Source organism: Paracoccus sp. C2R09, from assembly GCF_018860625.1.
Taxonomy (GTDB): domain Bacteria; phylum Pseudomonadota; class Alphaproteobacteria; order Rhodobacterales; family Rhodobacteraceae; genus Paracoccus.
In genome coordinates, this window is the sequence record NZ_JAHKQB010000017.1 from 95,147 (window position 1) to 120,023 (window position 24,877).

Here is a 24,877-nt window from a genome sequence, read left to right on the forward strand (position 1 = left end):
TCGGGCGAGGGGGCTCACCCGCTCGGACCGGCCTTGTCGCCATCGGGGGTCCGGGCGGATGCGATGGCGATGACCTCGGGGTGGGTCCGGTCCAACCGCCCGCGCAAGCCGTCGCATATCGCGATGCGCAGAAGGCGGCGGAATGCGGGGGATTCGTCGCCATAGCGCGGCGCGATCCCGCGCCATTTGAAGACCAGTAGCGGCAGCAGCGGCCAGAACCACGGCCCCGCGGCCACGCGATAGGCCAGAAGCGCATTGCGATACATGTAGTAGACCTTCCAGATCGGCGACAGGCGCAACGTGCCCGCGGCGATCGAGGTCGTGTCGTGTTCGTACCTGACCGCGGGCGCAAAGCCGATCCGCAGCCCGCGCCTGCGCAATGTCAGGGTATAGAGCTGGTCGTCGCCATAGATGAACAGCCGCCGGTCCGGATATCCACCCTGATCAATGGCCCTGCGCGACAGGAACAGCCCCACGAAGGATGCCATGTCCACCGGGGTCGCGGGGGCATGCGGGGCATATGCATCATCGCCCAGATGGAACCCGCGCCGACCGGCGCGCAGGGTGCGCAGAAACTCGGGGAGATGCCAGAACGGGTTGCGATAGGGGCGGTTCATCTCGCAGACCTGCCCGTCGGGGGTCAGGACGGCCGCGCCGATGGCGTCCCACGGGGTGCGGTCCATGGCGCGAAAGGCTGCGACCGCGCCGGGCATGGGCCGACCGTCATCGTCCGACACCAGCACCCAGTCCGGATCGAGATGTTCGGTCACATGACGCAGGCCCATGTCGAACCCGCCCGCACCGCCGGAATTCGCGTCATGGGCGATGACATGCAGGCGCGGTTCGTCCAGACCCCGCAGCCATTCCACCGTGCCGTCGGTCGAGGCATTGTCGAAGACGACGACCGCGTCCAGATCCTCGGCCAGAAGGCGGGTCACGGTCGCCTGCAGCTTCGACAGCCGCTGATGCGTGACGACAAGGGCTGCGATGCGGTCGCGGGAGGGGGGGGTGTGGGTCATGCGTCGGTCGGTTGGGGCAATGAAGCCGATACCGGCTGCGTGCCGCCCCTATAGCAGGGTGGCGGGGTTTCGGGCAATGCGGCGCATCACGGGCGCCGCCAGGGGCGCAGCTCGGCCTCGATCCAGGTGCCATGGGCGGCATTCGGAAAGACGATCCAGTCCTGTCCGAAGCGGTCGGCGTGATCGTTGGCAAGGCGGTGCTGATCGTCCAGACCGATCCCCGCGAAGATGCCGTCGAAATCGTGCAGCGTGTCGCCCAGCTGCAGCACGATGCGGTGGTCACGCTCGATCAGGGCGCGACGATCGGCCTTGGGCGGGCCGAACAGCAGCACCTGCTCGGCCGAGACCTGCGGCAGGTCCAGCCGCGACAGGGTGGCGATGGTCGCCATCTTGTTCTCGTCGAAGCGATCCGACAGGTAGAAGATCGTGACGCCCAGGCTGTCGGCCAGATGGAAAAAGTCCGCCGCCCCCGGGATCAGATGCGGATCGCCGTCGCGTTCCCAGGATTTCCACATGTCCACGTGGTCCAGCCGGTCGTGATTTTCCATCGACAGCGCCATGACCGCACTGTTGTCCAGGATCGTCTCGTCGATGTCGCTGACGATGGCCAACCCCTCGCCGCTGCCGGTCTGTTCCACGGCATCGCGCAGGCGCATCGCAGCCAGCGCATAGCATTGGCGCTGCAATGCCCGCACCTCGGCCGAGGCCTGCTGATAGCGGATGGCGATGCGGTGGTCGTGGGGCGTGTGGACGGTCATCGGATGCCTTTCGGTCTTCAGGCGGGGGCGGCCATTCGCAAAGGCGCCTCGCGCACGGGCAGGTGGATCAATGCACTGAACGCGCCGACGCCGACGCCGATCCACCAGACCAGCTGATAATCGCCCGTCGCATCATAGAGCGTGCCGCCCAGCCACACCCCCAGGAAGGATCCGATCTGGTGGGACAGGAACACGAACCCATAGAGCGTGCCCATGTAGCGCAGCCCGTAGATATAGGCCACCAGGCCCGAGGTCAGCGGCACGGTGGCCAGCCACAACCCGCCCATGACCAGGGAAAAGACGATGACGCTGCCCGGCGTGATCGGCGACAGGATGAAGGCTGCGGCGGCGACGGTGCGCATCGCATAGATGCCCGCCAGCAGGTATTTCTTGCTCCAACGCTTGCCCAGCCACCCCGCGGTGATCGAGCCTGCGATATTGGCAAGCCCGATCAACGAGATCGCGATCGCCCCGAGCGCCGAGGTCGTGGTGATCCCGAGCCCCGCCAGCATCCCCGAGGGAGAGATCGGGCCGCACATCTCGGTGATCATGGCGGGAAAATGCGCGGTGATGAAGCCCAGCTGATACCCGCAGGAAAAGAAGCCCACGAAGATCATCAGGTAGGACGGGTCGCGGAAGGCCCGGCCCAGCACGCGGCCCATGCTCTCCTCCAGCGTGGCGGGGCTGGCGGGGCGGCCCTTGCCCAGCAGGGGCAGGAACAGCAGCGTGGACAGGACGATCACGCCAAAGATGATGAAGACCGACTGCCAGGCGTAGAAGCCCAGCAGGATCTCGGCCAGGGGGGCGCCGAAGACCTGTCCCGCGGACCCCGCCGCGGTGGCGATCCCCAGGGCGAGGCTGCGGTTCTCGTCGCTGGCGGCGCGGCCCACCACGGCCAGGATCACCCCGAAACCGGTGCCCGCGATGCCGAAGCCCACCATCACCTCCAGCGCCTGGATGCCCAGGGGGGTCGTCGCGAAGGCCGTCAGCATCAACCCGGAACTGTAGAGGATCGCCCCCAGGATCACCGCCCAACGATCGCCCCATCTTTCGGCCAGCGCCCCGAAGATCGGCTGACCGATCCCCCAGGCAAGGTTCTGGATGGCGATGGCAAGGCTGAATTCCGCGCGGGGCCAGCCGAAATCGGCGGCGACGGGGATCTGGAACACCCCGAAGCTGGCGCGCATCGCGAAGCTGATCAGCAGGATCAGCGATCCGCCGATCAGGACGGGTGTCAGAAGGGAAGGTTTGCTGGTCATGTCTGTGGCCCCCGGCGTCAGGGCCGCAGATTCGCGTCAGTCCGTCACGCGGTCAATCGCGCGATTGTATGGCTGCAATATCAGCGGCGGCCCATCTCGTTCTGGATCGAGAATCGCGAGGACGGGATCGATCCGCCCTTCTTCATCTCGCCCAGGATGACGGTGGTCTTCTGCCCGCTGTCGTCGGTGACGACCCATTGGCGCAGCTCGGTCGGGTTGGTGAAGACCATCTGGATGTTGCCGTGATCGGGATGCTGGGGATCCTGCGCCACGACGATGGTGCCGTTGTTCTGTTCGGTATGGCCGATGACGACACCCTGGCGGCCCAGGTTCACATTGGCGTCCAGGATGATCGACAGCGGCGTCTGCGACAGCGGATATTGCTGCGGGCCGCTGTTCGACTTGGCGTCGAAGACGGCGACGTTGCCGCCCGATGCAAGGACCAGCGTGTTGTCGTTGTCGTATTCGAACCGCACCCGGCCGGGGCGCTGTATATAGACGGTGCCCGTGGACACGGTGCCGTCGGGGTTCACCTGCGTGAAGTCCGACGTGACGGTGGTCAGCCCGTTGAGATAACGGGAAATCTCGGACAGGGAAATCGGCGCGGCCAGTGCCTGCACGGCAAGACCGACAAGAAGGGCGGGCGCAAGGGCGAGTGAGCGAATGTTCATGGCGCTGATCTTATCCTTTCCGGGGCGGTCTGCACATCACGTCTGCAGGAAGACCGCGCCCTGCAACCCTCTCGCGGATGTGAGGGTTCCGTGGCGGATGCTGCCATTCGCCGCAGTTGAAGGGAACGCATCGGGAACGTATCTTGGGCGCATGGTCACGAAAACCCTTCAGGACAAGCTGGCGATCCTTTCGGATGCGGCGAAATACGACGCCTCCTGCGCAAGCAGCGGGACGACGAAACGCGATTCGCGCGCGGGCGGGATCGGATCGGCGGGGGGCAGCGGCATCTGCCATGCCTATACGCCCGATGGGCGCTGCATCAGCCTGCTCAAGATCCTGATGACGAATTTCTGCATCTATGACTGCGCCTATTGCATCAACCGGGTCAGCAGCAACGTGGAACGCGCGCGGTTTTCCCCCGAAGAGGTCGTGACGCTGACGCTTGAATTCTATCGGCGCAACATGATCGAGGGGCTGTTCCTGTCGTCGGGCATCATTCGCAGCCCCGACCAGACGATGGGCGACATCGTGCGGATCGCGAAGATGCTGCGCGTGGATCACGGCTTCAAGGGCTACATCCATCTCAAGACGATCCCCGACGCCTCGCCCGAACTGGTGGCCGAGGCGGGCCTTTATGCCGACCGGCTGTCGGTCAATATCGAGCTGCCGCAGGACGATTCGATCCGCAGGCTGGCCCCGGAAAAGCGCCCCGAGACGATCCGCGCCACCATGGCCGATCTGCGCCTGTCGCGCGACGCCGCGAAGGAGAAGTCTTTCACCGGCAAGCGCCCCCCGCGCTTCGCGCCCGCCGGACAATCCACGCAGATGATCGTGGGGGCCGATCAGGCCTCGGATCGCGACATCCTGCGGACCTCGGCCAATCTCTATACCGGGTATCGGCTGAAGCGGGTCTACTACTCGGCCTTTTCGCCCATTCCCGACGCGTCCAAGGTGCTGCCGCTGATCAAGCCGCCCCTGATGCGGGAACATCGCCTGTACCAGGCCGATTGGCTGATGCGCTTTTACGGGTTCGAGGCCGAGGAGATCGGCGCCGCGCATCCCTCGGGCAACCTGGACCTGGCCATCGACCCCAAGCTGGCCTGGGCGCTGGCCAATCGCGCGCATTTCCCCGTGGACGTCACCCGCGCCACCCGCGAGATGCTGCTGCGCGTTCCGGGCTTCGGGACCAAGACCGTGCAGCGCATCCTGGCGGCCCGCAGGAACGGTGCGGTGCGGTATGGCGACCTGCTGCGCATGGGGGCGATCATGTCCAAGGCGCAGCCCTTCGTGACGCTGACCGACTGGCACCCGGGCGCGCTGACCGACAGCGACGGCCTTCGCGCTCGCTTCGCCCCCGCCCCCGAACAGCTGAGCCTGTTCTGATGATCCGGGTCGAGCTGCCGCGCTTCGGGCGTTTCGCGGCCTGGCGGGACGCGGCGCGGTCATTGGCCAGCGCTCGCATCCCGGCGGGCGATGTCGCATGGGGCGATCCGGATGCGCCCGCCGATCTGTTCGGGGCCGATCCGATGCCCGCGCCCGGCGATGCGCCTGTCACCGCGTCGCGGGACTTTCTGGATCTTGCACGGCAGGTCGCCCATCATTCCGACCCGGAACGCTTCGCGCTGCTCTATTCCGCGCTGATGCGGTTGCAGGTTGAACGCGGGTTCCTGTCGAACCCCGCCGATCCGCTGCAGGACCGGCTGAACCGCATGGCCAAATACGTGCGCCGCGACATCCACAAGATGCATGCCTTCGTGCGGTTCCACGAACTGCCCTCGGACGGTCCGCGCCGCAGCTTCGGGGCATGGTTCGAACCCGAACACCCCATCCTCGAGGCGGGGGTGCCGTTCTTTGCCAAGCGGTTCGCCGACATGGACTGGCTGATCGCCACGCCCGAAGGCATCGCGCGCTTCACGGGCGGGCAGGTCGCCTTCGATGCGCCCGCCGCGCGCCCCGACCTGCCCGACGATGCCAGCCACGGGCTGTGGCAGACCTATTTCGCCAACATCTTCAACCCGGCCCGCATCAAGACCAACGCCATGCGGTCCGAGATGCCGATGAAATACTGGAAGAACCTGCCCGAGACGCGGCTGATCCCCGAGATGCTGAACGATGCGCCGCGACGGGTGCAGGCCATGGCCGATGCGGGGGCATCCATCGCGCCCGCGCGGGCCGCGCGGGTGACGGCGCGCATCAGGCAGTTGCCCGACGAAGGGATGCCGCAGTCGCTGGGACAGGCGGGCGAACAGGCCGCCCGCTGCACGCGCTGCGAATTGTGCCATGCCGCCACCCAGACGGTCTGGGGGCAGGGTGATCCGCAGGCCGAACTGATGATCGTGGGCGAGGCGCCGGGCGATCACGAGGATCTGCAGGGCAAGCCCTTCGTGGGACCTGCGGGGCAGCTGCTGCGCGACACGATGGGGCAGGCGGGGATCGACCCCGACCGCGCCTGGCTGACCAATGCGGTCAAGCATTTCCGCTTTCAGCCGCGCGGCAAGCGGCGCCTGCACCAGAACCCGGACGGCGGTCATATCGAACATTGCCGATGGTGGCTGGATCTGGAACGCCGCTTCGTGCAGCCGCGCCTGACCCTTGCGCTGGGCGCGACGGCCGCGCGGGCGTTGACGGGCAGCAAGGCCGCCCTGACGCCGCGCCGGGGCGGGGTCGAACCCGGTCTGGACGGCGGGCCGGTGCTGATCAGCTGGCACCCCAGCCTGATTCTGCGCCTGCCGCCCGACCGTGCGCCTGCCGCCCGCGCCGAATTGCTGGCGGACCTGCAGACTGCGCGGCAGATGCTGGCGGCCTGACCCTCAGCCGAAGACCCCTCAGCCGAAGACGGACCAGCCGGTGAATTCAGCCAACCTCTCGGCGGCCAGGGTGCCCATCTTGGAATTGCCCCAGCCGTCCAGCCCCGGCGACCAGATCGCGATGCTGGCGCGTCCGGGCGCGGTGATCAGCAGCCCACCGCCCACGCCCGATTTTGCGGGCAGACCCACGCGGAAGGCGAAGTTCCCCGACCCGTCATACTGACCGCAGGTCAGCATCAGCGCATTGATCCGGCGCGCCTTGCGCGGGGACAGCATCTGCGGCGCGTTCGGCAGCCCCGCGATGGACCGCCCGGCGCGGGCCAGCTGGATGCAGCTCATCTCGATGGCGCATTGGTGGAAATAGGTGCCGGTCGTATGTTCGGGCGGGTTGTTCAGATTGCCGAAGCTGCGCAGGTAATGCGCAAGGGCCGTGTTGCGATGGCCGGTCTCGGTCTCGGACCGGGCGACGGCCTTGTCGATATGGATGTCGTCATCCTCGGCGGCGGCGCGCACGAAGCTCAGCACCTCGGACAGGGCCTGGCGGGGCGTGCGTCCGGTCAGCAATTCATCGGTAACGACCAGCGCGCCCGCATTGATGAAGGGGTTTCGGGGGCGGCCCTTTTCCTGTTCCAGAAGAAGGATCGAATCGAACCGATCCCCCGAGGGTTCGCGCCCCACGCGCAGCCACAGCTGTTCCCCGATCCGGCCCAGCACGCAGGCCAGCGCGAAGACCTTGCTGACCGACTGGATCGAGAAGGGCCGCGATGCCTGCCCCGCCGTCAGCACCCGCCCATCGGGCAGGGCCACGGCGATGCCGAACTGATCGGGCGCCACGCGTCCCAGTTCCGGGATGTAATCCGCGACATCGCCCCAATCGCCCATGGCGCGGATATCGGCATCCAGCCCGGTCAGGAAATCCTGCAGATCGTCGGTCATGTCGGTCCCCTCTGGATCGTCCGGGGGTGCTTCTGCCCGAAAACGGGGGCGGCTGTGAAGCGCCTAGAGCGCCCGGCCCGTCAGAAGGCGCGGCATGGGATCGACCGACAGCCCCGCCGCCTGCCGCATGAAGCGGCGGCGCAGGCCCGGGATGCCGCCGACGAGGCCCATCCCCGCCCCGCGCAGGCCCGCGATCAGCGGATTGTCGGTGGCGAACAGCCGGTTCACCCCGTCCATGCCAAGCGCCAGCGCGGTCGCGTCGAAGCGCCGCCACCCCTGGTATCGTTCGAGGACCAGCTCGTTTCCGATATCCTCACCCCGGCGCGAGGCTTCGACCAGCACCTCGGCCAGGGCCGCGACATCGCGCAGCCCCAGGTTCAGCCCCTGGCCCGCGATGGGATGGACGCCATGCGCCGCATCCCCCACCAGCGCGACCCGATCCGCCGCATAGCGTTCGGCCAGCGACAGGCTGAGGGGATAGCTGAAGCGCGCCCCCGCAAGGCCGATCTGCCCCAGGAAATCGCCGAAGCGGGGGCGCAGCACGGCCATGAATTCATCATGGGGCAGCGCGGCGATGGCGCGGGCATTGGCGTCGGTTTCCGACCAGACGACGCTGCTGCGATTACCGGGCAGGGGCAGGATCGCCAAGGGGCCGGTCGCCATGAAATACTGATGCGCGATGCCGTCATGGGGCAGTTCGTGGTCGATGGCCGCGACCAGCGCGGTCTGCCCGTATCCCCAGCCGCGCCGCGCGATGCCCGCCCGCGCGGCCACGCCCGAACCGCGCCCGTCCGCGCCGATCAGCAGGTTCGCGCGGATCTGCTGCCCGTCCGACAGGGTCGCGGTCACGCCGGTCGCATCCGCCGCATGGTCCGTGACCGCCAGCCCGTCCAGATGGGTCACGCGCCCATCCATCCCCGCCAGCAGCGCGGCATAGAGGAACCGATCCTCCAGCATGTGGCCGACGGGCCCTTCTTCGATCTCGGCGCTGTCGAAATGCAGGAAGCAGGGCGCGGCCCCCGATCCGGGCTGACCCTGCGATGCCTTGATCTGGCGCATGGGCTGCGCCTTGGGCGCAAGGTCCGCCCACAGTCCCAACGCCCCCAGAAGCCGGGTCGAGGCGATGGACAGCGCATAGGCCCGCCCGTCGAATGCGGCATCGGCCCGCGCGGATGCGGGGCGCGGATCGACCACGGCCACGGACAGCCCGGCATCCGCCAGGGCAATGGCCAGCGTGGGGCCGTTCAGCCCGCCCCCGGCGATCAGGACGTCAAAGCGTTTCATGGCCGCGATCTAGTCACGGGCGGTGGGCAAAGGCAATGCGGCGCAACGGCTCAGCCCTCGGCGCGCAGGATCGCGCGAAGCCCGCTGTCATAGCCCGGATATTTCAGCGCGACGCCCAGCCGTTCCTTGATCCGCACGTTCGAGACGCGCTTGCTGTCGGCATAGAAGGATCGCGCCATGGGCGACATCTCGCGGGCGGCTTCCTCGAACGGGATCTCGGGCGGCGGGTCCATGCCCAGCAGCATCGCGGCATGGGCGATCACGTCCTGCGGCGGGGCGGGTTCGTCGTCGCAGAGGTTGTAGATCCCGATCGGATCGGGCGCGTCGATCGAGGCCAGCAGCGTTTGGGCGATATCCTCGACATGGATGCGCGAGAAGACCTGCCCCGGCTTGACCGTGCGCTTGGCGCTGCCGCGACGCAGCTTGGCAAACGGACCGCGACCGGGGCCATAGATCCCCGCCAGCCGGAAGATGTGCAGCGGCAGGTCGTTTTCGCGGGCCAGCGCCTGCCAGTCGGCCTCGGCGCGGATGCGGGCCTTGCCGCGCGGGCCCGATCCGTCCAGCTCGCTGTCCTCGTCAACCCAGCCGCCCTGCCGGTCGCCATAGACCCCGGTGGTGGACAGGTATCCCAGCCAGCCGGGCCGCGCCTGCGCCAGATCCGCCCGGAACTGCGCCAGGACGGGATCGCCCTCGGGGCCGGGGCCTGCCGATACCAGGATCGCATCGGCCCGCGCGATGGCCTGGCGCAGGCTGTCCTCGGCCCCCGGCCAGATCAGCGGGCGCGCCCCCGCGGCCGCCACCCTTTCGGGATGTTCGCGCGTGGTGCCTGTGACGTTCCAGCCCCGTGCCGTCAGCAGGGGCGTCAGATAGCCGGCAGAATAGCCGTGACCGAAAACGAGCATTTCCATGACGCCAGCGTAACGGCCCGCGCGAAGCGGCGCCAGACGCTTGCCTGCCGCAGGCGCTTCCGGCAGGGTCGTGCCATCAAGAAGGACGACCAAATGACCACGGATTCCCGCTTTCTGCCGATCGAGACGCCCCAGCCCGAGGCGCCCCGCGATTTCAACGACCCGGTCGAGGCCGTGGCCCATCTGCGCGCGCTCTATGATCAGGCGACCAGTTTCCTGCTGGAGAACTTCACCCGCATCCTGGGCGGCGAGACCCCGGTCGCGCGATATCGCGCCTTCTATCCCGAGGTGCGGATGGTGGTGCCGATCCACGGCACGATCGACAGCCGCCTGTCCTTCGGCCATGTCGTGGCACCGGGCAGCTTCGCCACCACGATCACCCGTCCCGACCTGTTCCAGAACTATCTGACCGAACAGATCGGCCTGCTGATGAAGAACCACGGCGTGGTGATCACGGTGCAGCCCTCGGACACGCCGATGCCCGTGCATTTCGCCGTCGCCGCCACCCAGAGCGACCTTGCCGTGCCGCAGGAAGGCGTGCTCGCATTCTCGCTGCGCGACGTGTTCGACGTGCCCGATCTGAACACCATGAACGACGACATCGTGAACGGCATGGCCGGTCCGATGCCCGATGGCAGCCAGTACCTGGCCCCCTTCACCGCGCAGCGGATCGATTATTCGCTGGCGCGACTGGCCCATTACACCGCCACCGCGGCCGAGCATTTCCAGAACTTCGTCCTGTTCACCAACTACCAGTTCTACGTGGACGAGTTCGAGGCCTATGCCCGCAAGGTGCTGGCCGATCCCGACAGCGGCTATACCGCCTTCGTGGCCCCCGGCAACCAGGAGATCACGACCGCCGACGCCCCGCTGAGCGTGCTTCCCAAGATGCCGCAGATGCCGACCTATCACCTCAAGCGGGCGAACGGGCAGGGGATCACGCTGGTCAATATCGGCGTGGGTCCGTCCAACGCCAAGACCGCGACCGACCACATCGCCGTGCTGCGCCCCCATGCGTGGCTGATGGTCGGCCATTGCGCGGGCCTGCGCAACAGCCAGTCGCTTGGCGATTTCGTGCTGGCCCATGCCTATCTGCGCGAGGATCACGTGCTGGATGACGACCTGCCGGTCTGGGTTCCGATCCCGGCCCTGGCCGAGGTTCAGGTCGCCCTGCAGGAGGCCGTGGCCGAGGTCACCCGGCTGGACGGATACGAATTGAAACGCATCATGCGCACGGGCACTGTGGCCACCATCGACAACCGCAACTGGGAACTGCGCGACCAGTCCGGACCGGTCCATCGCCTGTCACTGTCCCGCGCCGTCGCGCTGGACATGGAGAGCGCGACGATCGCCGCCAACGGCTTCCGGTTCCGCGTGCCCTACGGGACGCTTCTGTGCGTTTCCGACAAGCCGCTGCACGGCGAATTGAAGCTTCCGGGGATGGCCACGGATTTCTACCGCACGCAGGTCGCCAACCATCTTCTGATCGGAATTCGCGCGATGGAGAAGCTGCGCAAGATGCCCCTCGAACGCATCCATTCGCGCAAGCTGCGTTCCTTCAGCGAGACGGCGTTTCTGTGAACGCATGCGCAATCGCCAGCAAACGCGGGAATTCGCGCGTCCGGCGAAAAAGGCTTGATCTACCCGTGAAAACCGTGTGTAGCAGGCGATATGCCTTAAAAAGGCAGTAATTTTGTGGCCCGGAGCAACAGGGCAAGAGGAGACAGAACATGGCTACGGCTTCTGCCAAACCGATGACCAAGACGCAGCTCGTCGCTACGCTGGCCGAAGAAATGGGTTCGGACAAGAAATCGGCAGGTGCCGCGCTGGACGCGCTGGTCACCATCGTGACCCGCGAAGTCGCTGCCGGTGGCGCCGTGACCCTGCCCGGCATCGGCAAGATCGCCTGCCGCGCCCGCCCCGAGCGCCAGGTCCGCAACCCGCAGACCCAGGAAATGATCACCAAGCCGGCCGACAAGTCGGTCAAGGTGACCATCGCCAAGGCGCTGAAGGACAGCGTCAACAGCTGATCCGACGGGTCTTCGACCTGTTTTCGGGGCCGTGCCGCGCGCACGGCCCTTTTTTTGCGCTTTGTTCGCCGCCGACCCTCTGCTAGCCCGGATGCAACATATGCAAGAACGGGGCAGGGCATGGATCTTCGCGCAATCCTCATGGGTGTCGGCTTCGCGCTGATGTGGGCATCGGCCTTCACCTCGACCCGCATGATCGTGACCGAGGCGCCGCCGCTGATGGCGCTGGCCCTTCGCTTCGCCATCTCGGGGGGGATCGGGATCGCCATCGCATCCTTCATGGGCGAAAGCTGGCGCGCGCTCAGCCGGGCGCAGTGGCGTGCGGTGGTCGTGCTGGGCCTGTGTCAGAACGCGCTGTATCTGGGGCTGAACTGGATCGCGATGCAGTGGATCGAGGCGGGCCTGGCATCGATCATCGCGGCCAGCATGCCGCTGATGGTGGCCTTCCTGGGCTGGATTTGGCTGGGCGAGAGGCTGCGCCCGATGGGCATCCTGGGGCTGGTGCTGGGCCTTGTCGGCGTGGGCATCATCATGGGTGCGCGGCTGCAGGGCGGCAGCGATCCCATCGGCATCGCCATGGGCTTTGTCGCGGCGCTGGCACTGGCCGTGGCCACGCTGACCGTGCGCGGCGCCAGCGGCGGCGGCAACGTGATGATGGTGGTGGGCATGCAGATGCTGGTGGGCGCGGGTGCGCTGGCCCTGATCGCCCCCTTCGTCGAAACCTGGGACGTCGCGATCACGCCGCGCCTGGTCGGGGCCTTCGCCTATACTGTCATCGTGCCGGGGCTGTTGGCCACGTGGATCTGGTTCCTGCTGGTGGGGCGGATCGGGGCGGTCCGCGCCGCGACGTTCCACTTCCTCAGCCCGTTCTTCGGCGTGACCATCGCGGCCCTTCTGCTGGGGGAATCCCTGGGCGCGGGGGACGTGCTGGGCGTCGCGATCATCATGGTGGGCATCCTTGCCGTCCAGATGTCGCGCCAGCCCGCCCCCGTGCGCAAGCGTCCGCCCCCGGCCTGATCCTTCAGGCCGCGGGCCGGAAGATCGCCGTCGCCGGATCGGGGCAATAGGCGTCGCGGTGCCGCAACGCATCCTGCGGCAGTCGCGCCACGGCCTGCAGGATGGCGTCGATCTCGGGCTCGGGGGCGGCCCAGCACAGGTTCAGACGCGTGAAGCCCGGCTTCTCGATTTCGGCCCCCGACAGGATCGCATGGCGCAGCCGTTCCGACTGGGCATCGTCGATGCCCAGCAGCCGGTGGACATAGGGGCCCGCGCAGGCGCAGCCGCCCCGCGCCTGGATACCGTGCAGATCCGACAGAAGCCGCGTCACGAATTGCTGGTGCGCGCCCGTCACGCGGAAGGCCAGGATCGGCAGGCGCGGAACGTCCCGGCGGCCCAGCATCTCCAGCCCCGGCACGGCGTCCAGATCGCGCGCCTTGTCCAGCCAGCGCGCGTTCCGGTCGTCGATGAACCGCTGGCCCAAGTGATCCTTCAGCGCGAAGACCAGCCCTGCGCGGATGTCGCCCAGCACGTTCGGCGTCCCGCCCTCTTCGCGGGCCTCGACATTGGCGGCATAGTCGTGGCCCGCCCCGTTCACGAAACGCACGGTTCCGCCACCGGGCAGGCTGGGCCGATCCGTGCGGACCGCGTCGCGGCGCAGGATCATCACCCCCGATGCGCCGGGACCGCCCAGGAACTTGTGCGGCGATGCGACGACCGCATCCATCCCCAGCCCCATGTCGATGGGCAGATAGGGCGCACCCCCGGCATAGTCCCAGACCATCGCCGCCCCCGCGGCCTTCACGGCGCGGGTGATGCCCGCGACATCGCTGACGACCCCGGTGACGTTGGATGCTGCCGACATCGCCACGATGCAGCGCATGTCGGTATCCAGGGCCCGCGCCAGCGCAGCCATGTCGGGGCCGCCCTGCTCGCCCTCGGGCAGCTCGATCACCTCTGCGCCGCTTTCGCGCCAGGGCAGGATGTTCGAATGGTGTTCATAGGGGCCGATGATCACGCGAATGCCCGGGCCCGCGCCCAGCAGATGAACCAGCCGGTTGATGCCCGCCGTGGCCCCCGATCCGCAGAAGATCGCCGCATGATCCGGCGTGCCGCGCGTGCAGCGCAGGATCTGGGCGCGGGCGGCGCGGCGCATGGCGGTCATGGCAGCGCCGCAATGGCTGGCCTCGGTATGGCTGTTGGCATAGCGGGGCAGGATATCGGTCATGACCAGCTGCTCGATCGGCATCAGGGCCCGGCCCGAGGCGACGTGATCGGCATAGATCATGCGCTTCGGCCCGAACGGCCCCTCAATCAGCAGGTCGTGCCCGATGACCTGCTGATGCAGCCTGTCGGCCGGTCCGGCCATCGCGCGCAGCTTCTCGAATATATCCATGTCCGCCTTCCTTGTCCGTCACCCGGATCGTGGCCCGCATCGTGACCCGATCCGGCGGCGGAATTGATTTCATTTCATGCGCGGTTGGCTTAAGCTGTGGGTCAAATGAACGACAGATCCCCCATCTTCGACGATATCGACCACCGCATCCTGTCGGTCCTGCAGCAGGACAGCGGCGTGTCGCAGCGCGAACTGGCGGATCGCGTCGGCATGTCCCAGAACGCCTGCTGGCGGCGGCTGCAGCGCCTGCAGCAGGCGGGCGTGCTGAAGGGCAGCCGCGCGGTGATCGACGCCGCTGCGGCCGGGTTGCAGCTGACCGTCTTCGTGATGATCCGCACCCGCCATCACGACGATGGCTGGGCGCGCAGGTTCCGCGCCCGCGTCGAATCCATCCCCGAGATCACCGAGCTGCACCGCATCGGCGGCGAATGGGACTACATGGCCAAGCTGGTGACCACCTCGATGGCCGGATACGACCAGTGTTACAAGGCGTTGACACGCGACATGGATCTGGAACGCGTCACGGGCGTTTTCTCGATGGAGACCATCTTCGAGGCGCGCCCCCTTCGGCTGCCGCGTTGATTTTCACGCAACAACTGTCAGCTTGGGGCCCATGCGCGCCGATCAGATCCTGCACCCGACCGAGGCCGGGCTCTATTGTCCGCCCGGCGATTTCTTCATCGACCCGGTTCGCCCCGTTCCGCGTGCGCTGATCACGCATGGCCATGGCGACCACGCGCGGTCCGGGCATGGATCCGTTCTTGCGACGCGCCAGACGCTGGAGATCATGGCCATCCGCTATGGCGAGGATTTCACCGGCACCCGGCAGGTGGCGGAAGGCGAGATCCGCGTGGGCGATGTCACCGTCAGCTTCCATCCGGCAGGGCATATCCTGGGATCGGCCCAGATCCGGGTGCGGCCCGACAAGGGGCCGACCATCGTCGTGTCGGGGGATTACTGCCGCGCGCCGAACCCCGTCTGCGCGCCCTACGAACCCGTCCCCTGCGACGTCTTCGTGACCGAGGCGACCTTCGGCCTGCCGGTCTTTCGCCACCCCGACCCCCTGTCGGAAATGACGCGCCTGACCGCCAGCATGGCCGAATTTCCCGAACGCCCGCATCTGATCGGGGCCTATGCCCTGGGCAAGGCGCAGCGGGTCATCTCGTTGGCACGGCAGGCAGGGATCGACGGTCCCATCGCGATCCACGGCGCGTTGCAGCGGTTGTGCGATTATCACATCGAACAGGGGATCGAGCTGGGCCCGCTGATCCCCGCCACCGCCGCCGACGTGCCCGCGCAGCTGGTGATCGCGCCGCCCTCGGCCTTTGCCAGCGCCTGGGTCCAGCGGTTTCGCGACCCGGTCATCGGTTTCGCATCCGGCTGGATGACGGTGCGCGCCCGCGCCCGCCAGCGGGGGGTCGAGCTGCCGCTGATCATCAGCGACCATGTCGACTGGCCGCAGGTCACGCAGACCGTCCGCGAACTTGCCCCGTCCGAGCTGTGGATCACCCATGGCAACGAGGATGGCCTGATGCGCTGGTGCGAGCTGGAGGGCATTCCCGCCCGCCCGCTGCGCCTGGTGGGATACGAGGATGAACCCGAATGAAGGCATTCGCGCATCTTCTGGAACGACTGGCCTTCACCGCCGCACGCAACGCCAAGCTGCGGCTGCTGCGCCATTACCTGCAATCGACGCCCGATCCCGATCGCGGCTGGGCGCTGGCCGCGCTGACGGGCGATCTGAAGCTGCGCGCGGTGACGCCGCGCCTGTTGCGCGGGCTGATCGCGGAACGCGTGGACGAACAGCTTTTCGCGCTGTCCTATGATTTCGTGGGCGACATGGCCGAAACGATCGCCCTGCTGTGGCAGGGGGATGGCGGCGACGATGTGCCCCTGTCCGAGGCCGTGGCGCTGCTGCAGGACACGGGACGCGCGGGGCTGCCCGCCGCCATCGCGGCGATGCTGGACCGTCTGGGGCCGTCCGAACGTCTGGCTTTCCTGAAGCTTGCGACGGGCAATATGCGCGTCGGTCTGTCCGCACGCATGGCTCGGATCGCCCTGGCCGAGATGGGCGAACCCGATGTCGCCGATATCGAGGAGATCTGGCACGGGCTGACCGCCCCCTATCAGCCCCTGTTCGACTGGGTCGAGGGGGGGCCGCGTCCGGCCCATGCGGCGCTTGCGCCCTTCCGGCCCGTCATGCTGTCCACGCCCGTCGATCTGGACCAGCTGCAGGGCTTCGATCCCGGCGATTACGTGGCCGAATGGAAATGGGACGGCATCCGCGTGCAGGCGGTGAACGATGGCGGTGTCCGCAAGCTCTATTCCCGCACGGGCGAGGATGTGTCGGGCGCCTTTCCCGACGTGATCGAGGCGCTGAATTTCGACGGTGCGGTCGATGGCGAACTGCTGGTGCGCCGGGGCGACGACATCGCGCCCTTCGGCGATCTGCAGCAGCGCCTGAACCGCAAGACGGTGACCAAGGCGATGCTGGACAGCCACCCGGCGGGGTTGCGGGTCTATGATCTGCTGATCTGGCAGGGCCGCGACATGCGCCTGCTGCCCCATTCCGAACGCCGCGCTGCGCTGCAGGCGGTGGATTTCGGCAGCGACCGGATCGACGTCTCGCCGCTGCTGCCCTATGCGACATGGGACGACCTGGCCGCCCTGCGCGCCGACCCGCCCAGCCCCGTGATCGAGGGCGTGATGCTGAAGCGCAGCGACAGCGCCTATGTCGGCGGTCGTCCGCGCGGACCCTGGTTCAAGTGGAAGCGCGATCCGATGATTGTCGATGCGGTCATGCTCTATGCCCAGCGGGGGCATGGCAAGCGGTCGGGCTTCTACAGCGATTTCACCTTCGGGCTGTGGGACGGCGATCAGCTGGTGCCGGTGGGCAAGGCCTATTTCGGCTTTACCGACGAGGAACTGCGCGATCTGGACCGCTTCGTGCGCACCAACACGACCGAACGTTTCGGCCCCGTGCGTTCCGTCGCCCCCAAGCTGGTGCTGGAGGTCGCCTTCGAGGGGCTGAACGAATCTGCGCGCCACAAGTCGGGCGTTGCCATGCGGTTTCCGCGCATCAGCCGCATCCGCTGGGACAAGCCCGCATCCGAGGCCGACCTGCTGGACACGCTGCGGGCCATGCTGCCATGACGCTGCCCGACCGTTTCCGCGACTGGTTCGCCGCGCAGGGCTGGGAACCCCATCCCCATCAGCTGCAACTGCTGGAGGCGACGCAGGACAGCCTGCTGATCGCGCCCACGGGCGGGGGCAAGACACTGGCGGGTTTTCTGCCGACGCTGGTCGACCTGACGGACCCGCATCAGGGGATGCACACGCTCTATGTCTCTCCGCTCAAGGCGCTGACGGCGGATATCGCGCGCAACCTGTCGCGGCCCGTGGCCGATCTGGGGCTGGACATCCGGATCGAGGATCGCACCGGCGACACCCGCGCCGGCCAGCGCGCCCGCCAGCGGGTCGATCCGCCCCATGTGCTGCTGACCACGCCGGAATCGCTGGCGCTGATGCTGTCCTATGAACAGGCGCCGCGCATCTTCGGCGGGCTTCGTCGCGTGGTGCTGGACGAATTGCACGCCCTGGCCGAAAACAAGCGCGGCGATCAGCTGATGCTGGCCTTGGCGCGGCTGCGCAGCCTTGCGCCCGATCTGCAGGTGACGGGCCTGTCCGCCACGGTCGAGGATCCGCAGGGCCTTCTGGCCTTCATGGGTGGCGGGCAGGTGATCCATGCCGATCCCGGCCCCGAACCCGATATCGCGATGCTGCCCACGGCCAAGCCCCCGCCCTGGGCCGGCGGCGGGGGACATTACGCCGTCCGCGACGTGCTGGAACAGGTCCGGCAGGCCCAGACCACGATCATCTTCATCAACACCCGCGCCCAGGCCGAGCTGTTCTTCCAGGCGCTGTGGGCCGTCAACGACGACAACCTGCCCATCGGGTTGCATCACGGCAGCCTGTCGCGCGAATCACGCCAGAAGGTCGAGGCCGCGATGGCCGCGGGCGAATTGCGCGCGGTCGTGGCGACCGGCAGCTTGGATTTGGGCATCGATTGGGGCGCGGTGGACCTGGTGCTGCAGGTGGGCGCACCCAAGAACGTCAAGCGGCTGGTCCAGCGGATCGGGCGGGCGAACCACCGCTACAACGCGCCGTCGCGGGCGCGGATCGTGCCGGCCAATCGCTTCGAGGTGATCGAATGCGTCGCCGCGTTGCAGGCCGTCCGCGAACGCGATCTGGATGGCGACCCGCGCGGGCCGGGGCCGCTGGACGTGCTGTGCCAGCACATGCTGCTGACCGCCTGCGCGGGCCCGTTCGATGCCGATGCGCTGTATTCCGAGGTGCGCCGGGCGGGCCCCTATCGTGATCTGGGCCGCGCCGATTTCGACGATTGCCTGAACTTCGCGGCGACGGGCGGCTATGCCTTGCGGGCCTATGACCGCTGGCAGCGGCTGATGCAGCGCGACGGGTCGTGGCGGCTGCGCGATCCGCGCGCCGCGCGCGACATCCGCATGAATATCGGCACCATCGTCGAATCCGAGATGCTGCGCGTCCGCATGCGGGGCAGGGGCGGCGCGCCCTTGGGCGAGGTCGAGGAATCCTTTGCCGCGACCCTGCTGCCGGGCGACACCTTCCTGATCGGGGGCCAGACCGTCCGCTACGAAGGGCTGCGCGACATGGTGGTCGAGGTCGTCAAGCAGCCGACGAAGGAACCGCGCATCGCGATATTCTCGGGGGTCAAGCTTGCGACCTCGACCCAGCTGTCGCACCGGGTTCAGGCGCTGATCGGGGATCCGGCCCATCATGCGGGCCTGCCCCCGGACACGCAGGGCTGGCTGGCGCTGCAATCGCAGGTCAGCGGCCTGCCCCGCGACGGCGTCCTGATGAGCGAGAGCTTCCCGCACAAGGGCCGCTGGCACTTCGCGCTCTATGGCTTTGCGGGGCGGAACGCGCTGCAGACCCTGGGCCTGCTGATGACGCGCGTGATGGAGGATGCGGGCCTGGGCCCCCTGGGATTCCTGACGACCGATTACGCGCTGCTGATCTGGTCCATCGACCCGGTGCGCGATCCCGCGCCCCTGCTGGACCGCGATGGCCTGCAACAGGGTCTGGGCGACTGGCTGGCCGGCAACGCGGTGATGAAGCGGACCTTTCGCAACGTGGCCGTCATCGCGGGGCTGATCCAGCGCAACCTGCCCGGAACGCGCAAGACGGGGCGTCAGGCCACGTTTTCCAGCGACATCCTCTATGATACGTTGCGGCGCTACGACCCGGATCATCTGCTTCTGCGCATCACCGCGCAGGAGGCCCGTCACGGGCTGGTCGATTTCGACCGGATCGAGGACATGCTGAACCGCAACCGACAATTCGACCACCACATGCTGGACCGCGTATCGCCACTGGCCGCGCCCTTGATGCTGGAAAAGGGCCGGGTGCCCATCGCGGGCAAGGGCCGCGAGCGCCTGGCCGAGGAAGAGGCCGCAGCCCTCATGGCCGAGGCGGGGCTGGCGTGATCCATCACGATTTCGAATTCGCGGGCATGCGCTTTCAAGCGCGGGCATCGGGGGCGCTGTTCTGGCCGGAACGGGGCTGGCTGATCCTGTCGGACCTGCATCTGGGCAAGTCCGAACGCATGGCCCGGCGCGGCGGCGCGCTGCTGCCCCCCTACGAGACGCAGGAAACGCTGGACCGCGTCGCATCGGAAATCGAGGCGACCGATCCCGCGGCCATCGTCAGCCTTGGCGACGGGTTCGACGACGACGCGGCGGGGCGGGCGCTGCCCGACGACATCTGCGCACGGCTGCAGGCAATGGCGCAGGGACGCGACTGGATCTGGGTGCAGGGCAATCACGATCCGGGCCCCATCTGCCCGCGCCTGCCGGGTGCCGCGGTGGCACAGATCGACGGCATCCCGGCCCTGCGCCACGAGGCCGCCCAAGGCCCGGACATCAGCGGGCATTACCACCCCTGCGTCAGGCTGGGCGGAACCCGCAGGCGCTGCTTCCTGCTGGGGGACGGGCACCTGATCCTGCCCGCCTTCGGGGCCTATACGGGCGGTCTGCCCGTCGATGATCCGGCCCTGCGGGCGCTGGTGCCCAAGGGCATCGCCATCGCCTGCGGTCCCCGTGCCCTGCCGGTGCCGGTGGGTCATTCGCGCCGCAGACGCGCATAGGGCAGGGGCCGGACGCATCATGCGCACCGGCCCCTGTTCGTCACATCCGCAACGGGGTCAGAAGCGCCAGTTCGCGCCGATCTTGACCGTGCTTTGCGTGACGCTGGCGCGGGTGTCGAAGGTGAATTCGTCGAATGCGAAATCGACGGTCTCGTTGCCGAAATCGCGATACTGGTATTCCGCGAAGACCGACAGGCGGTCGTTCACAAGGCGTTCGACGCCCAGTCCGGCCGCAACCCCGGTCGAGCTGTAATCCTTGGAGATCGCGCCGTCATCAGACGAGAAGCTGTATTCGAAATCGCCACGCGCGATGCCGAAGGTGCCGTAGACCAGCGTCCGGGGATCGACGAGATAGCCGGTCTTTGCAACCAGGGCGACAAGGCCCTTCATCTCGTTCTCGGCATCGACCTCGGTGTCGAACAGCAGGATGTCGCGGCTTTCATCGACCGAGCCGAACTGGGCACTCAGTTCGGGGCCGAACACCCAGTTGCCGCGCTGCCAGCGATAACCGGCATGGACGCCGCCGGACAGGCCGCCGATGCCGACATCGCCCCGTCCGCTTTCCTCGCGCAGCAGCGTGTCGCCTTCGAAGGCACGCAGGCCGATCTGGTCGTCGGTGTCGAAGACATAGCCGAGCGAGCCGCCGACATATCCGCCCGCCCATGCGGATGCGACGGGCGCGGGCGCCCGGATCACGGGCGTGGCCTCGATGCTCGGGGCCGCGATGCCACCCGCCTGTGCCGCACCGCCGATTGCGATGGCGATTGCAAGGGCGCTGCCGCCCGGTCTGAACTTAAAGGTCATCAACTTCTCTCCTGTCGGGGCCTGGCGCTTCGCATGGCGGGCGCCGGGAACGCGGGCATGTGCATGCCCGATCATGGGGCAGGATCGGGCCGCGTGTCATGCCACCTTCGGTTGTATCGGCGATGACGCCCGAATTCATGAAGGGGGTCGCCAAGCTGGCGGGAGGCCTGCGACATTTGTGCAACGATGCCGGTTTCACCGAAGCGTCACAGGCTGGCGGTAAGAGCTGTGGCCAAGCCCGGACCCAAGGGCGCATCGGAGAATGGAGCAAGCGATGAAAGACCGCCAGCACGAACGCCTCTCGGCAGATGACTGGGACGAGATCAACTTCCCCCGGCCCCATGTCCAGGAATTCGACCGCGTGGTCGAACGCGCGATCTCGCGGCGCGGGTTCCTGGGCGGCGCATTGGCATTCGGGTCGGGCGCGGCCGTCATGGGCAGCGCCTTCCTGAAGTCCAGCCCCGCGCTGGCGCAGCAGGCGGCCCGCTTCCCCTTCGAGCAGATCGCCGCGCAGACCGACGGGACCGTGCATGTCCCCGAAGGCTACAGCTGGAAGACCCTGGTGCGGTGGGGCGACCCGCTGTTCGGCGACGCCCCTGAATTCGACGCCGCGACGGGCGTGCCCACCGAAGGTTCCGACCGCGTCTTCGGTGAGAATACCGACGGCATGGAGGCCTTCGAGGTCGAGGGCCGCCAGCTGCTGGCCGTGAACAGCGAATATGTGAACACCGACATCAACCTGCCCCAGAATGCCGACGGTCTGGCAACCTCGGCCGGTGACGTGCTGCGCCTGCAGAACCTGCAGGGCGTCACGGTGATGGAAGTGGCCGAGGGTGCGGAAGGCTGGGCCGTCGTCGTGGACAGCCCCTACAACCGCCGCATCACGCATCTGACGCAGATGACGATGGACGGTCCGGGCGCGGGCCACGATCTGCTGCGCACCGAGGCCGATCCGACCGGCATGGCGCCGATGGGCACCTACAACAATTGCGGTTCGGGCAAGACGCCCTGGGGCACGTATCTGACCTGCGAAGAGAACTTCAACGGCTATTTCGGCGCCACGGGCGAGATGCCGACCGACGAACAGACCGCCGCGGGCTATGCCCGCTATGGCATCAGCGCCGAAGGCTCGGGTTACGAATACCACAAGTTCGACGCCCGCTTCGACGTGACGACCAACCCGAACGAACCCCATCGCGCGGGCTACATCGTCGAGATCGACCCCGCGGACCCGGAATCGACCCCGGTCAAGCACACGGCCCTGGGCCGCTTCAAGCACGAGAACGCGGCTGCGGTCGTTGCCGGGAACGGCAAGGTCGTCGTCTATATGGGCGACGATGAACGTGGCGAGTTCATGTACAAATGGGTCAGCCGCGACACCTACGAGGACGGCGGCGACACCTCGACCCTGTTGTCCGAGGGCACGCTGTTCGCCGCGAAGTTCAACGACGACATGACCGGCGAATGGCTGGCCCTGACCCCCGAGACGACCGGCATGGACGCGGCGCATATCGCGATCTTCACCCGCATGGCCGCATCGGCGGCGGGCGCGACCACGATGGACCGCCCCGAATGGATCGCGGTGAACCCGACCGCCCCCGAGGCCTATTGCTGCCTGACGAACAACAGCAAGCGCGGCGCGGATGCGACCAATGCGGGCGGCGACGACATGAGCACCAACGCCCCCAACCCGCGCGACACCAACGAATACGGCCAGATCCTGCGCTGGCGCCCGGTGGATCAGGACCACGCGGCCGACGGGTTCGAATGGGATCTGTACGTGATGGCGGGCAACCCGACCGTGCACAAGGACGGCCCCTATGCGGGCACGGCCAACATCAATGCGGGCAACCTGTTCAATTCGCCCGACGGGATGCAGATCGATTCGACCGGCCTCATCTGGATCCAGACCGATGGCGACGATTCGAACGAGGGCGAGTTCGCGGGCATGGGCAACAACCAGATGCTGGCGGGCGATCCGGAAACCGGCGAGATCCGCCGCTTCCTGACCGGCCCGAAGGGGTCCGAGGTCACCGGCCTGACCTGGTCGGCGGACAGGCGCACCATGTTCGTGGGCATCCAGCACCCCGACGCGCCCTTCCCCGACGGAGAGGGCAGCCTGCCGCGGTCGTCCATCATCGCGGTCAAGCGCGACGACAACGAACTTGTCGGCTGATCATCGATCGGTGCTATGATCGGGGGGCGCGCCATGATGGCGCGCCCCTTTCGGTTTCGGGAACCGCTGCGGCGTTTCGCGCGATTGTCGTCGGAAGATCCGGGACATAGTTTCATGCGGAAATCGGCATGCGAACTGGCATCCCGTGCCGAAACCCTGCGCCGCAAGGCGTTATGCGTCGGAAAGGTCAGCGATGTTCGAAAGCTTCGATCCGGTCATGCTTGCGCGGATACAATTCGCCTTTACCGTCAGTTTCCACTTTCTGTTCCCGGCCTTCACCATCGGCCTGGCCAGCTTCCTGGCCGTGCTGAACGGCATGTGGCTGTGGACGCGTGACACGCGATACCTGGACCTGTTCCGATACTGGGTGAAGATCTTCGCCCTGGCCTTCGCGATGGGCGTCGTGTCGGGCATCGTCATGTCGTATCAGTTCGGGACCAACTGGTCGGTCTTCTCGGACAAGGCGGGGCCGGTGATCGGCGCGCCCATGGCCTACGAGGTGCTGTCGGCCTTCTTCCTGGAGGCCGGGTTCCTGGGGATCATGCTGTTCGGGCGGGACCGGGTCGGGCCTGCGCTGCACATGGTGGCCTGCCTTGCGGTGGCGGTCGGCACGGCCATATCGGCCTTCTGGATCCTGTCGGTGAACAGCTGGATGCACACGCCCGCAGGCTTCACCATCGACCCCGATACCGGGCAGTTCCTGCCGACCGATTTCTGGCAGGTGATCTTCAACCCGTCCTTCCCCTACCGGCTGATGCACACGGTCACGGCGGCCTATCTGACGACGGCCTTCATCGTGGGCGGGGTCGGCGCGCTGCACCTGCTGCGCCACCGTCACCGCCGCGACAAGGTCAGCCCGGCCACGCGGACGATGTTCTCGATGGCGATGTGGATGGCCGTGATCTTCGCCCCGGTGCAGATCTTCCTGGGCGACATGCACGGGCTGAACACGCTGGAACACCAGCCCGCCAAGGTCATGGCGATGGAGGGCCATTTCGAGGATCACCCCGAGGGTGCGCCGCTCTATCTGTTCGGGCTGCCGAACCAGGACGAACAGCGGCTGGATTACGCCATCGGCATCCCCAAGCTGTCCTCGTTGATCCTCAAGCACGATCTGAACGCCCCGATGCAGGGCCTGTCCAGCATCCCCCGAGAGGACCAGCCCCCCGTCGCCGTGGTCTTCTGGTCGTTCCGCGTGATGGTCGCCATCGGTTTCGCGATGCTGGGCCTTGGGGCATGGTCGCTCTGGGCGCGGCTGCGGGGACGGTTGCATGACAGCCCCTGGCTGCACCGCGCCGCCGTGGTCATGGCGCCTTCGGGGCTGATCGCGGTGCTGGCGGGATGGATCACGACCGAGGTGGGCCGCCAACCCTTCACCGTCTATGGCCTGCTGCGGACCGGCGACAGCGCCGCGCCCTTGGATGCGCAGGCGGTGGGGGCATCGCTGATGGCATTCATCGTGATCTATTTCGCGGTCTTCGGGGCCGGGACCTATTACATCCTGCGCCTGATGAGCCGCGCACCCGCCCTGTCCGAGGCCCGCCTGAAGGACGTGACCCACAGCCCGATCCGCACCGCGGGCGTCACGCCCGCACCGCAGCACCTGGCCCGTCGCGACGGGTCGAACAACCAGCCGGGGGAATGATCC

At 67.5% G+C, this 24,877-nt stretch carries 21 protein-coding genes; 12 read left to right on the forward strand and 9 right to left on the reverse strand.

Features of this window, described 5'->3' with window-relative positions; genetic code table 11:
- Positions 1 to 14 precede the first annotated feature (14 nt).
- The 4 genes from KO490_RS06320 to KO490_RS06335 form a co-directional block, all read right to left on the reverse strand.
- Positions 15 to 1,019 (reverse strand): glycosyltransferase, encoded by a 1,005-nt coding sequence (locus KO490_RS06320; RefSeq protein WP_216018565.1) that lies wholly within the window; start codon positions 1,017 to 1,019, stop codon positions 15 to 17.
- Between the two features lie 86 nt (positions 1,020 to 1,105).
- Positions 1,106 to 1,777 carry an HAD family acid phosphatase gene (locus tag KO490_RS06325; protein WP_216018566.1) on the reverse strand — a complete coding sequence of 224 codons (672 nt, stop codon included), beginning with the start codon at positions 1,775 to 1,777 and terminating at the stop codon, positions 1,106 to 1,108.
- Between the two features lie 17 nt (positions 1,778 to 1,794).
- Entirely contained in the window at positions 1,795 to 3,036 is a 1,242-nt protein-coding gene (locus KO490_RS06330; RefSeq protein WP_216018567.1) for an MFS transporter, read from the reverse strand.
- An 80-nt stretch (positions 3,037 to 3,116) separates the two neighbouring features.
- Positions 3,117 to 3,707 carry an outer membrane lipoprotein carrier protein LolA gene (locus tag KO490_RS06335; RefSeq protein WP_216018568.1) on the reverse strand — a complete coding sequence of 197 codons (591 nt, stop codon included), beginning with the start codon at positions 3,705 to 3,707 and terminating at the stop codon, positions 3,117 to 3,119.
- 151 nt (positions 3,708 to 3,858) lie between these two features.
- Here KO490_RS06335 and KO490_RS06340 point away from each other — a divergent pair, with 151 nt between their 5' ends.
- Together KO490_RS06340 and KO490_RS06345 are read left to right on the forward strand one after the other, a co-directional pair.
- A complete protein-coding gene (locus tag KO490_RS06340) occupies positions 3,859 to 5,091 on the forward strand; it encodes a putative DNA modification/repair radical SAM protein (protein WP_216018569.1) in 1,233 nt (410 codons plus the stop codon).
- Positions 5,091 to 6,515 (forward strand): UdgX family uracil-DNA binding protein, encoded by a 1,425-nt coding sequence (locus tag KO490_RS06345; RefSeq protein ID WP_216018570.1) that lies wholly within the window; start codon positions 5,091 to 5,093, stop codon positions 6,513 to 6,515. The genes KO490_RS06340 and KO490_RS06345 overlap by 1 nt, the downstream gene beginning before the upstream one ends.
- Positions 6,516 to 6,533: 18 nt before the next feature.
- On the opposite strand, the gene KO490_RS06350 is transcribed toward KO490_RS06345, so the two are convergent.
- From KO490_RS06350 to KO490_RS06360, 3 genes are all read right to left on the reverse strand, one after another.
- Positions 6,534 to 7,451: a glutaminase gene (locus KO490_RS06350; protein ID WP_216018571.1), complete on the reverse strand. Its 918-nt coding sequence runs from the start codon at positions 7,449 to 7,451 to the stop codon at positions 6,534 to 6,536.
- Between the two features lie 63 nt (positions 7,452 to 7,514).
- Positions 7,515 to 8,735: a UbiH/UbiF/VisC/COQ6 family ubiquinone biosynthesis hydroxylase gene (locus KO490_RS06355; protein WP_216018572.1), complete on the reverse strand. Its 1,221-nt coding sequence runs from the start codon at positions 8,733 to 8,735 to the stop codon at positions 7,515 to 7,517.
- Between the two features lie 50 nt (positions 8,736 to 8,785).
- Positions 8,786 to 9,643 (reverse strand): SDR family oxidoreductase, encoded by an 858-nt coding sequence (locus tag KO490_RS06360; protein WP_216018573.1) that lies wholly within the window; start codon positions 9,641 to 9,643, stop codon positions 8,786 to 8,788.
- A 93-nt stretch (positions 9,644 to 9,736) separates the two neighbouring features.
- Here KO490_RS06360 and KO490_RS06365 point away from each other — a divergent pair, with 93 nt between their 5' ends.
- The 3 genes from KO490_RS06365 (at position 9,737) to KO490_RS06375 (ending at position 12,690) form a co-directional block, all read left to right on the forward strand.
- Positions 9,737 to 11,224: an AMP nucleosidase gene (locus tag KO490_RS06365; protein WP_216018574.1), complete on the forward strand. Its 1,488-nt coding sequence runs from the start codon at positions 9,737 to 9,739 to the stop codon at positions 11,222 to 11,224.
- Positions 11,225 to 11,373: 149 nt separating this feature from the next.
- Entirely contained in the window at positions 11,374 to 11,673 is a 300-nt protein-coding gene (locus KO490_RS06370) for an HU family DNA-binding protein (RefSeq protein ID WP_028726023.1), read from the forward strand.
- Between the two features lie 120 nt (positions 11,674 to 11,793).
- Entirely contained in the window at positions 11,794 to 12,690 is an 897-nt protein-coding gene (locus tag KO490_RS06375) for a DMT family transporter (protein ID WP_216018575.1), read from the forward strand.
- Between the two features lie 4 nt (positions 12,691 to 12,694).
- Here KO490_RS06375 and KO490_RS06380 read toward each other — a convergent pair whose 3' ends face one another.
- Positions 12,695 to 14,065, reverse strand: a complete 1,371-nt coding sequence (locus KO490_RS06380; protein ID WP_216018576.1) for an aminotransferase class V-fold PLP-dependent enzyme — start codon at positions 14,063 to 14,065, stop codon at positions 12,695 to 12,697.
- A gap of 105 nt (positions 14,066 to 14,170) precedes the next feature.
- Between KO490_RS06380 and KO490_RS06385 the strand changes: the two genes are divergently transcribed.
- From KO490_RS06385 to pdeM, 5 genes are read left to right on the forward strand one after another with little or no spacing between them, the layout of a single operon-like run.
- On the forward strand, positions 14,171 to 14,647 hold the full coding sequence (locus tag KO490_RS06385) for an Lrp/AsnC family transcriptional regulator (RefSeq protein WP_216018577.1): 477 nt from the start codon (positions 14,171 to 14,173) through the stop codon (positions 14,645 to 14,647).
- Between the two features lie 31 nt (positions 14,648 to 14,678).
- Entirely contained in the window at positions 14,679 to 15,671 is a 993-nt protein-coding gene (locus KO490_RS06390) for a ligase-associated DNA damage response exonuclease (protein WP_216018578.1), read from the forward strand.
- Complete coding sequence (locus KO490_RS06395; protein ID WP_216018579.1) at positions 15,668 to 17,218, forward strand: cisplatin damage response ATP-dependent DNA ligase; 1,551 nt, start codon at positions 15,668 to 15,670, stop codon at positions 17,216 to 17,218. Before KO490_RS06390 ends, KO490_RS06395 begins: the two co-directional genes overlap by 4 nt.
- Positions 17,215 to 19,590 carry a ligase-associated DNA damage response DEXH box helicase gene (locus tag KO490_RS06400; protein WP_216018580.1) on the forward strand — a complete coding sequence of 792 codons (2,376 nt, stop codon included), beginning with the start codon at positions 17,215 to 17,217 and terminating at the stop codon, positions 19,588 to 19,590. Before KO490_RS06395 ends, KO490_RS06400 begins: the two co-directional genes overlap by 4 nt.
- Positions 19,587 to 20,249, forward strand: a complete 663-nt coding sequence (pdeM, locus tag KO490_RS06405; RefSeq protein ID WP_216018581.1) for a ligase-associated DNA damage response endonuclease PdeM — start codon at positions 19,587 to 19,589, stop codon at positions 20,247 to 20,249. Before KO490_RS06400 ends, pdeM begins: the two co-directional genes overlap by 4 nt.
- Positions 20,250 to 20,306: 57 nt before the next feature.
- Here pdeM and KO490_RS06410 read toward each other — a convergent pair whose 3' ends face one another.
- On the reverse strand, positions 20,307 to 21,053 hold the full coding sequence (locus KO490_RS06410) for an outer membrane protein (RefSeq protein ID WP_216018582.1): 747 nt from the start codon (positions 21,051 to 21,053) through the stop codon (positions 20,307 to 20,309).
- Between the two features lie 274 nt (positions 21,054 to 21,327).
- On the opposite strand from KO490_RS06410, the gene KO490_RS06415 reads away from it, so the two are divergent.
- Both KO490_RS06415 and KO490_RS06420 read left to right on the forward strand, forming a co-directional pair.
- Positions 21,328 to 23,229 (forward strand): PhoX family phosphatase, encoded by a 1,902-nt coding sequence (locus tag KO490_RS06415; protein ID WP_216018583.1) that lies wholly within the window; start codon positions 21,328 to 21,330, stop codon positions 23,227 to 23,229.
- A gap of 193 nt (positions 23,230 to 23,422) precedes the next feature.
- Positions 23,423 to 24,874 carry a cytochrome ubiquinol oxidase subunit I gene (locus KO490_RS06420; RefSeq protein WP_216018584.1) on the forward strand — a complete coding sequence of 484 codons (1,452 nt, stop codon included), beginning with the start codon at positions 23,423 to 23,425 and terminating at the stop codon, positions 24,872 to 24,874.
- The last annotated feature ends 3 nt before the right edge of the window (positions 24,875 to 24,877 follow it).

Excerpts from the sequence above, each read along its gene's own strand:
- KO490_RS06410 (WP_216018582.1), bottom strand. The coding sequence starts at position 21,053 with ATGACCTTTAAGTTCAGACCGGGCGGCAGCGCCCTTGCAATCGCCATC.
- KO490_RS06370 (WP_028726023.1), top strand. The coding sequence starts at position 11,374 with ATGGCTACGGCTTCTGCCAAACCGATGACCAAGACGCAGCTCGTCGCT.
- KO490_RS06345 (WP_216018570.1), top strand. The coding sequence starts at position 5,091 with ATGATCCGGGTCGAGCTGCCGCGCTTCGGGCGTTTCGCGGCCTGGCGG.
- KO490_RS06365 (WP_216018574.1), top strand. The coding sequence starts at position 9,737 with ATGACCACGGATTCCCGCTTTCTGCCGATCGAGACGCCCCAGCCCGAG.
- KO490_RS06395 (WP_216018579.1), top strand. The coding sequence starts at position 15,668 with ATGAAGGCATTCGCGCATCTTCTGGAACGACTGGCCTTCACCGCCGCA.
- KO490_RS06335 (WP_216018568.1), bottom strand. The coding sequence starts at position 3,707 with ATGAACATTCGCTCACTCGCCCTTGCGCCCGCCCTTCTTGTCGGTCTT.
- KO490_RS06360 (WP_216018573.1), bottom strand. The coding sequence starts at position 9,643 with ATGGAAATGCTCGTTTTCGGTCACGGCTATTCTGCCGGCTATCTGACG.
- KO490_RS06340 (WP_216018569.1), top strand. The coding sequence starts at position 3,859 with ATGGTCACGAAAACCCTTCAGGACAAGCTGGCGATCCTTTCGGATGCG.
- KO490_RS06330 (WP_216018567.1), bottom strand. The coding sequence starts at position 3,036 with ATGACCAGCAAACCTTCCCTTCTGACACCCGTCCTGATCGGCGGATCG.
- KO490_RS06415 (WP_216018583.1), top strand. The coding sequence starts at position 21,328 with ATGAAAGACCGCCAGCACGAACGCCTCTCGGCAGATGACTGGGACGAG.
- KO490_RS06320 (WP_216018565.1), bottom strand. The coding sequence starts at position 1,019 with ATGACCCACACCCCCCCCTCCCGCGACCGCATCGCAGCCCTTGTCGTC.
- KO490_RS06325 (WP_216018566.1), bottom strand. The coding sequence starts at position 1,777 with ATGACCGTCCACACGCCCCACGACCACCGCATCGCCATCCGCTATCAG.
- KO490_RS06380 (WP_216018576.1), bottom strand. The coding sequence starts at position 14,065 with ATGGATATATTCGAGAAGCTGCGCGCGATGGCCGGACCGGCCGACAGG.
- KO490_RS06355 (WP_216018572.1), bottom strand. The coding sequence starts at position 8,735 with ATGAAACGCTTTGACGTCCTGATCGCCGGGGGCGGGCTGAACGGCCCC.
- KO490_RS06350 (WP_216018571.1), bottom strand. The coding sequence starts at position 7,451 with ATGACCGACGATCTGCAGGATTTCCTGACCGGGCTGGATGCCGATATC.
- KO490_RS06390 (WP_216018578.1), top strand. The coding sequence starts at position 14,679 with ATGCGCGCCGATCAGATCCTGCACCCGACCGAGGCCGGGCTCTATTGT.
- KO490_RS06420 (WP_216018584.1), top strand. The coding sequence starts at position 23,423 with ATGTTCGAAAGCTTCGATCCGGTCATGCTTGCGCGGATACAATTCGCC.
- KO490_RS06375 (WP_216018575.1), top strand. The coding sequence starts at position 11,794 with ATGGATCTTCGCGCAATCCTCATGGGTGTCGGCTTCGCGCTGATGTGG.
- KO490_RS06385 (WP_216018577.1), top strand. The coding sequence starts at position 14,171 with ATGAACGACAGATCCCCCATCTTCGACGATATCGACCACCGCATCCTG.
- KO490_RS06400 (WP_216018580.1), top strand. The coding sequence starts at position 17,215 with ATGACGCTGCCCGACCGTTTCCGCGACTGGTTCGCCGCGCAGGGCTGG.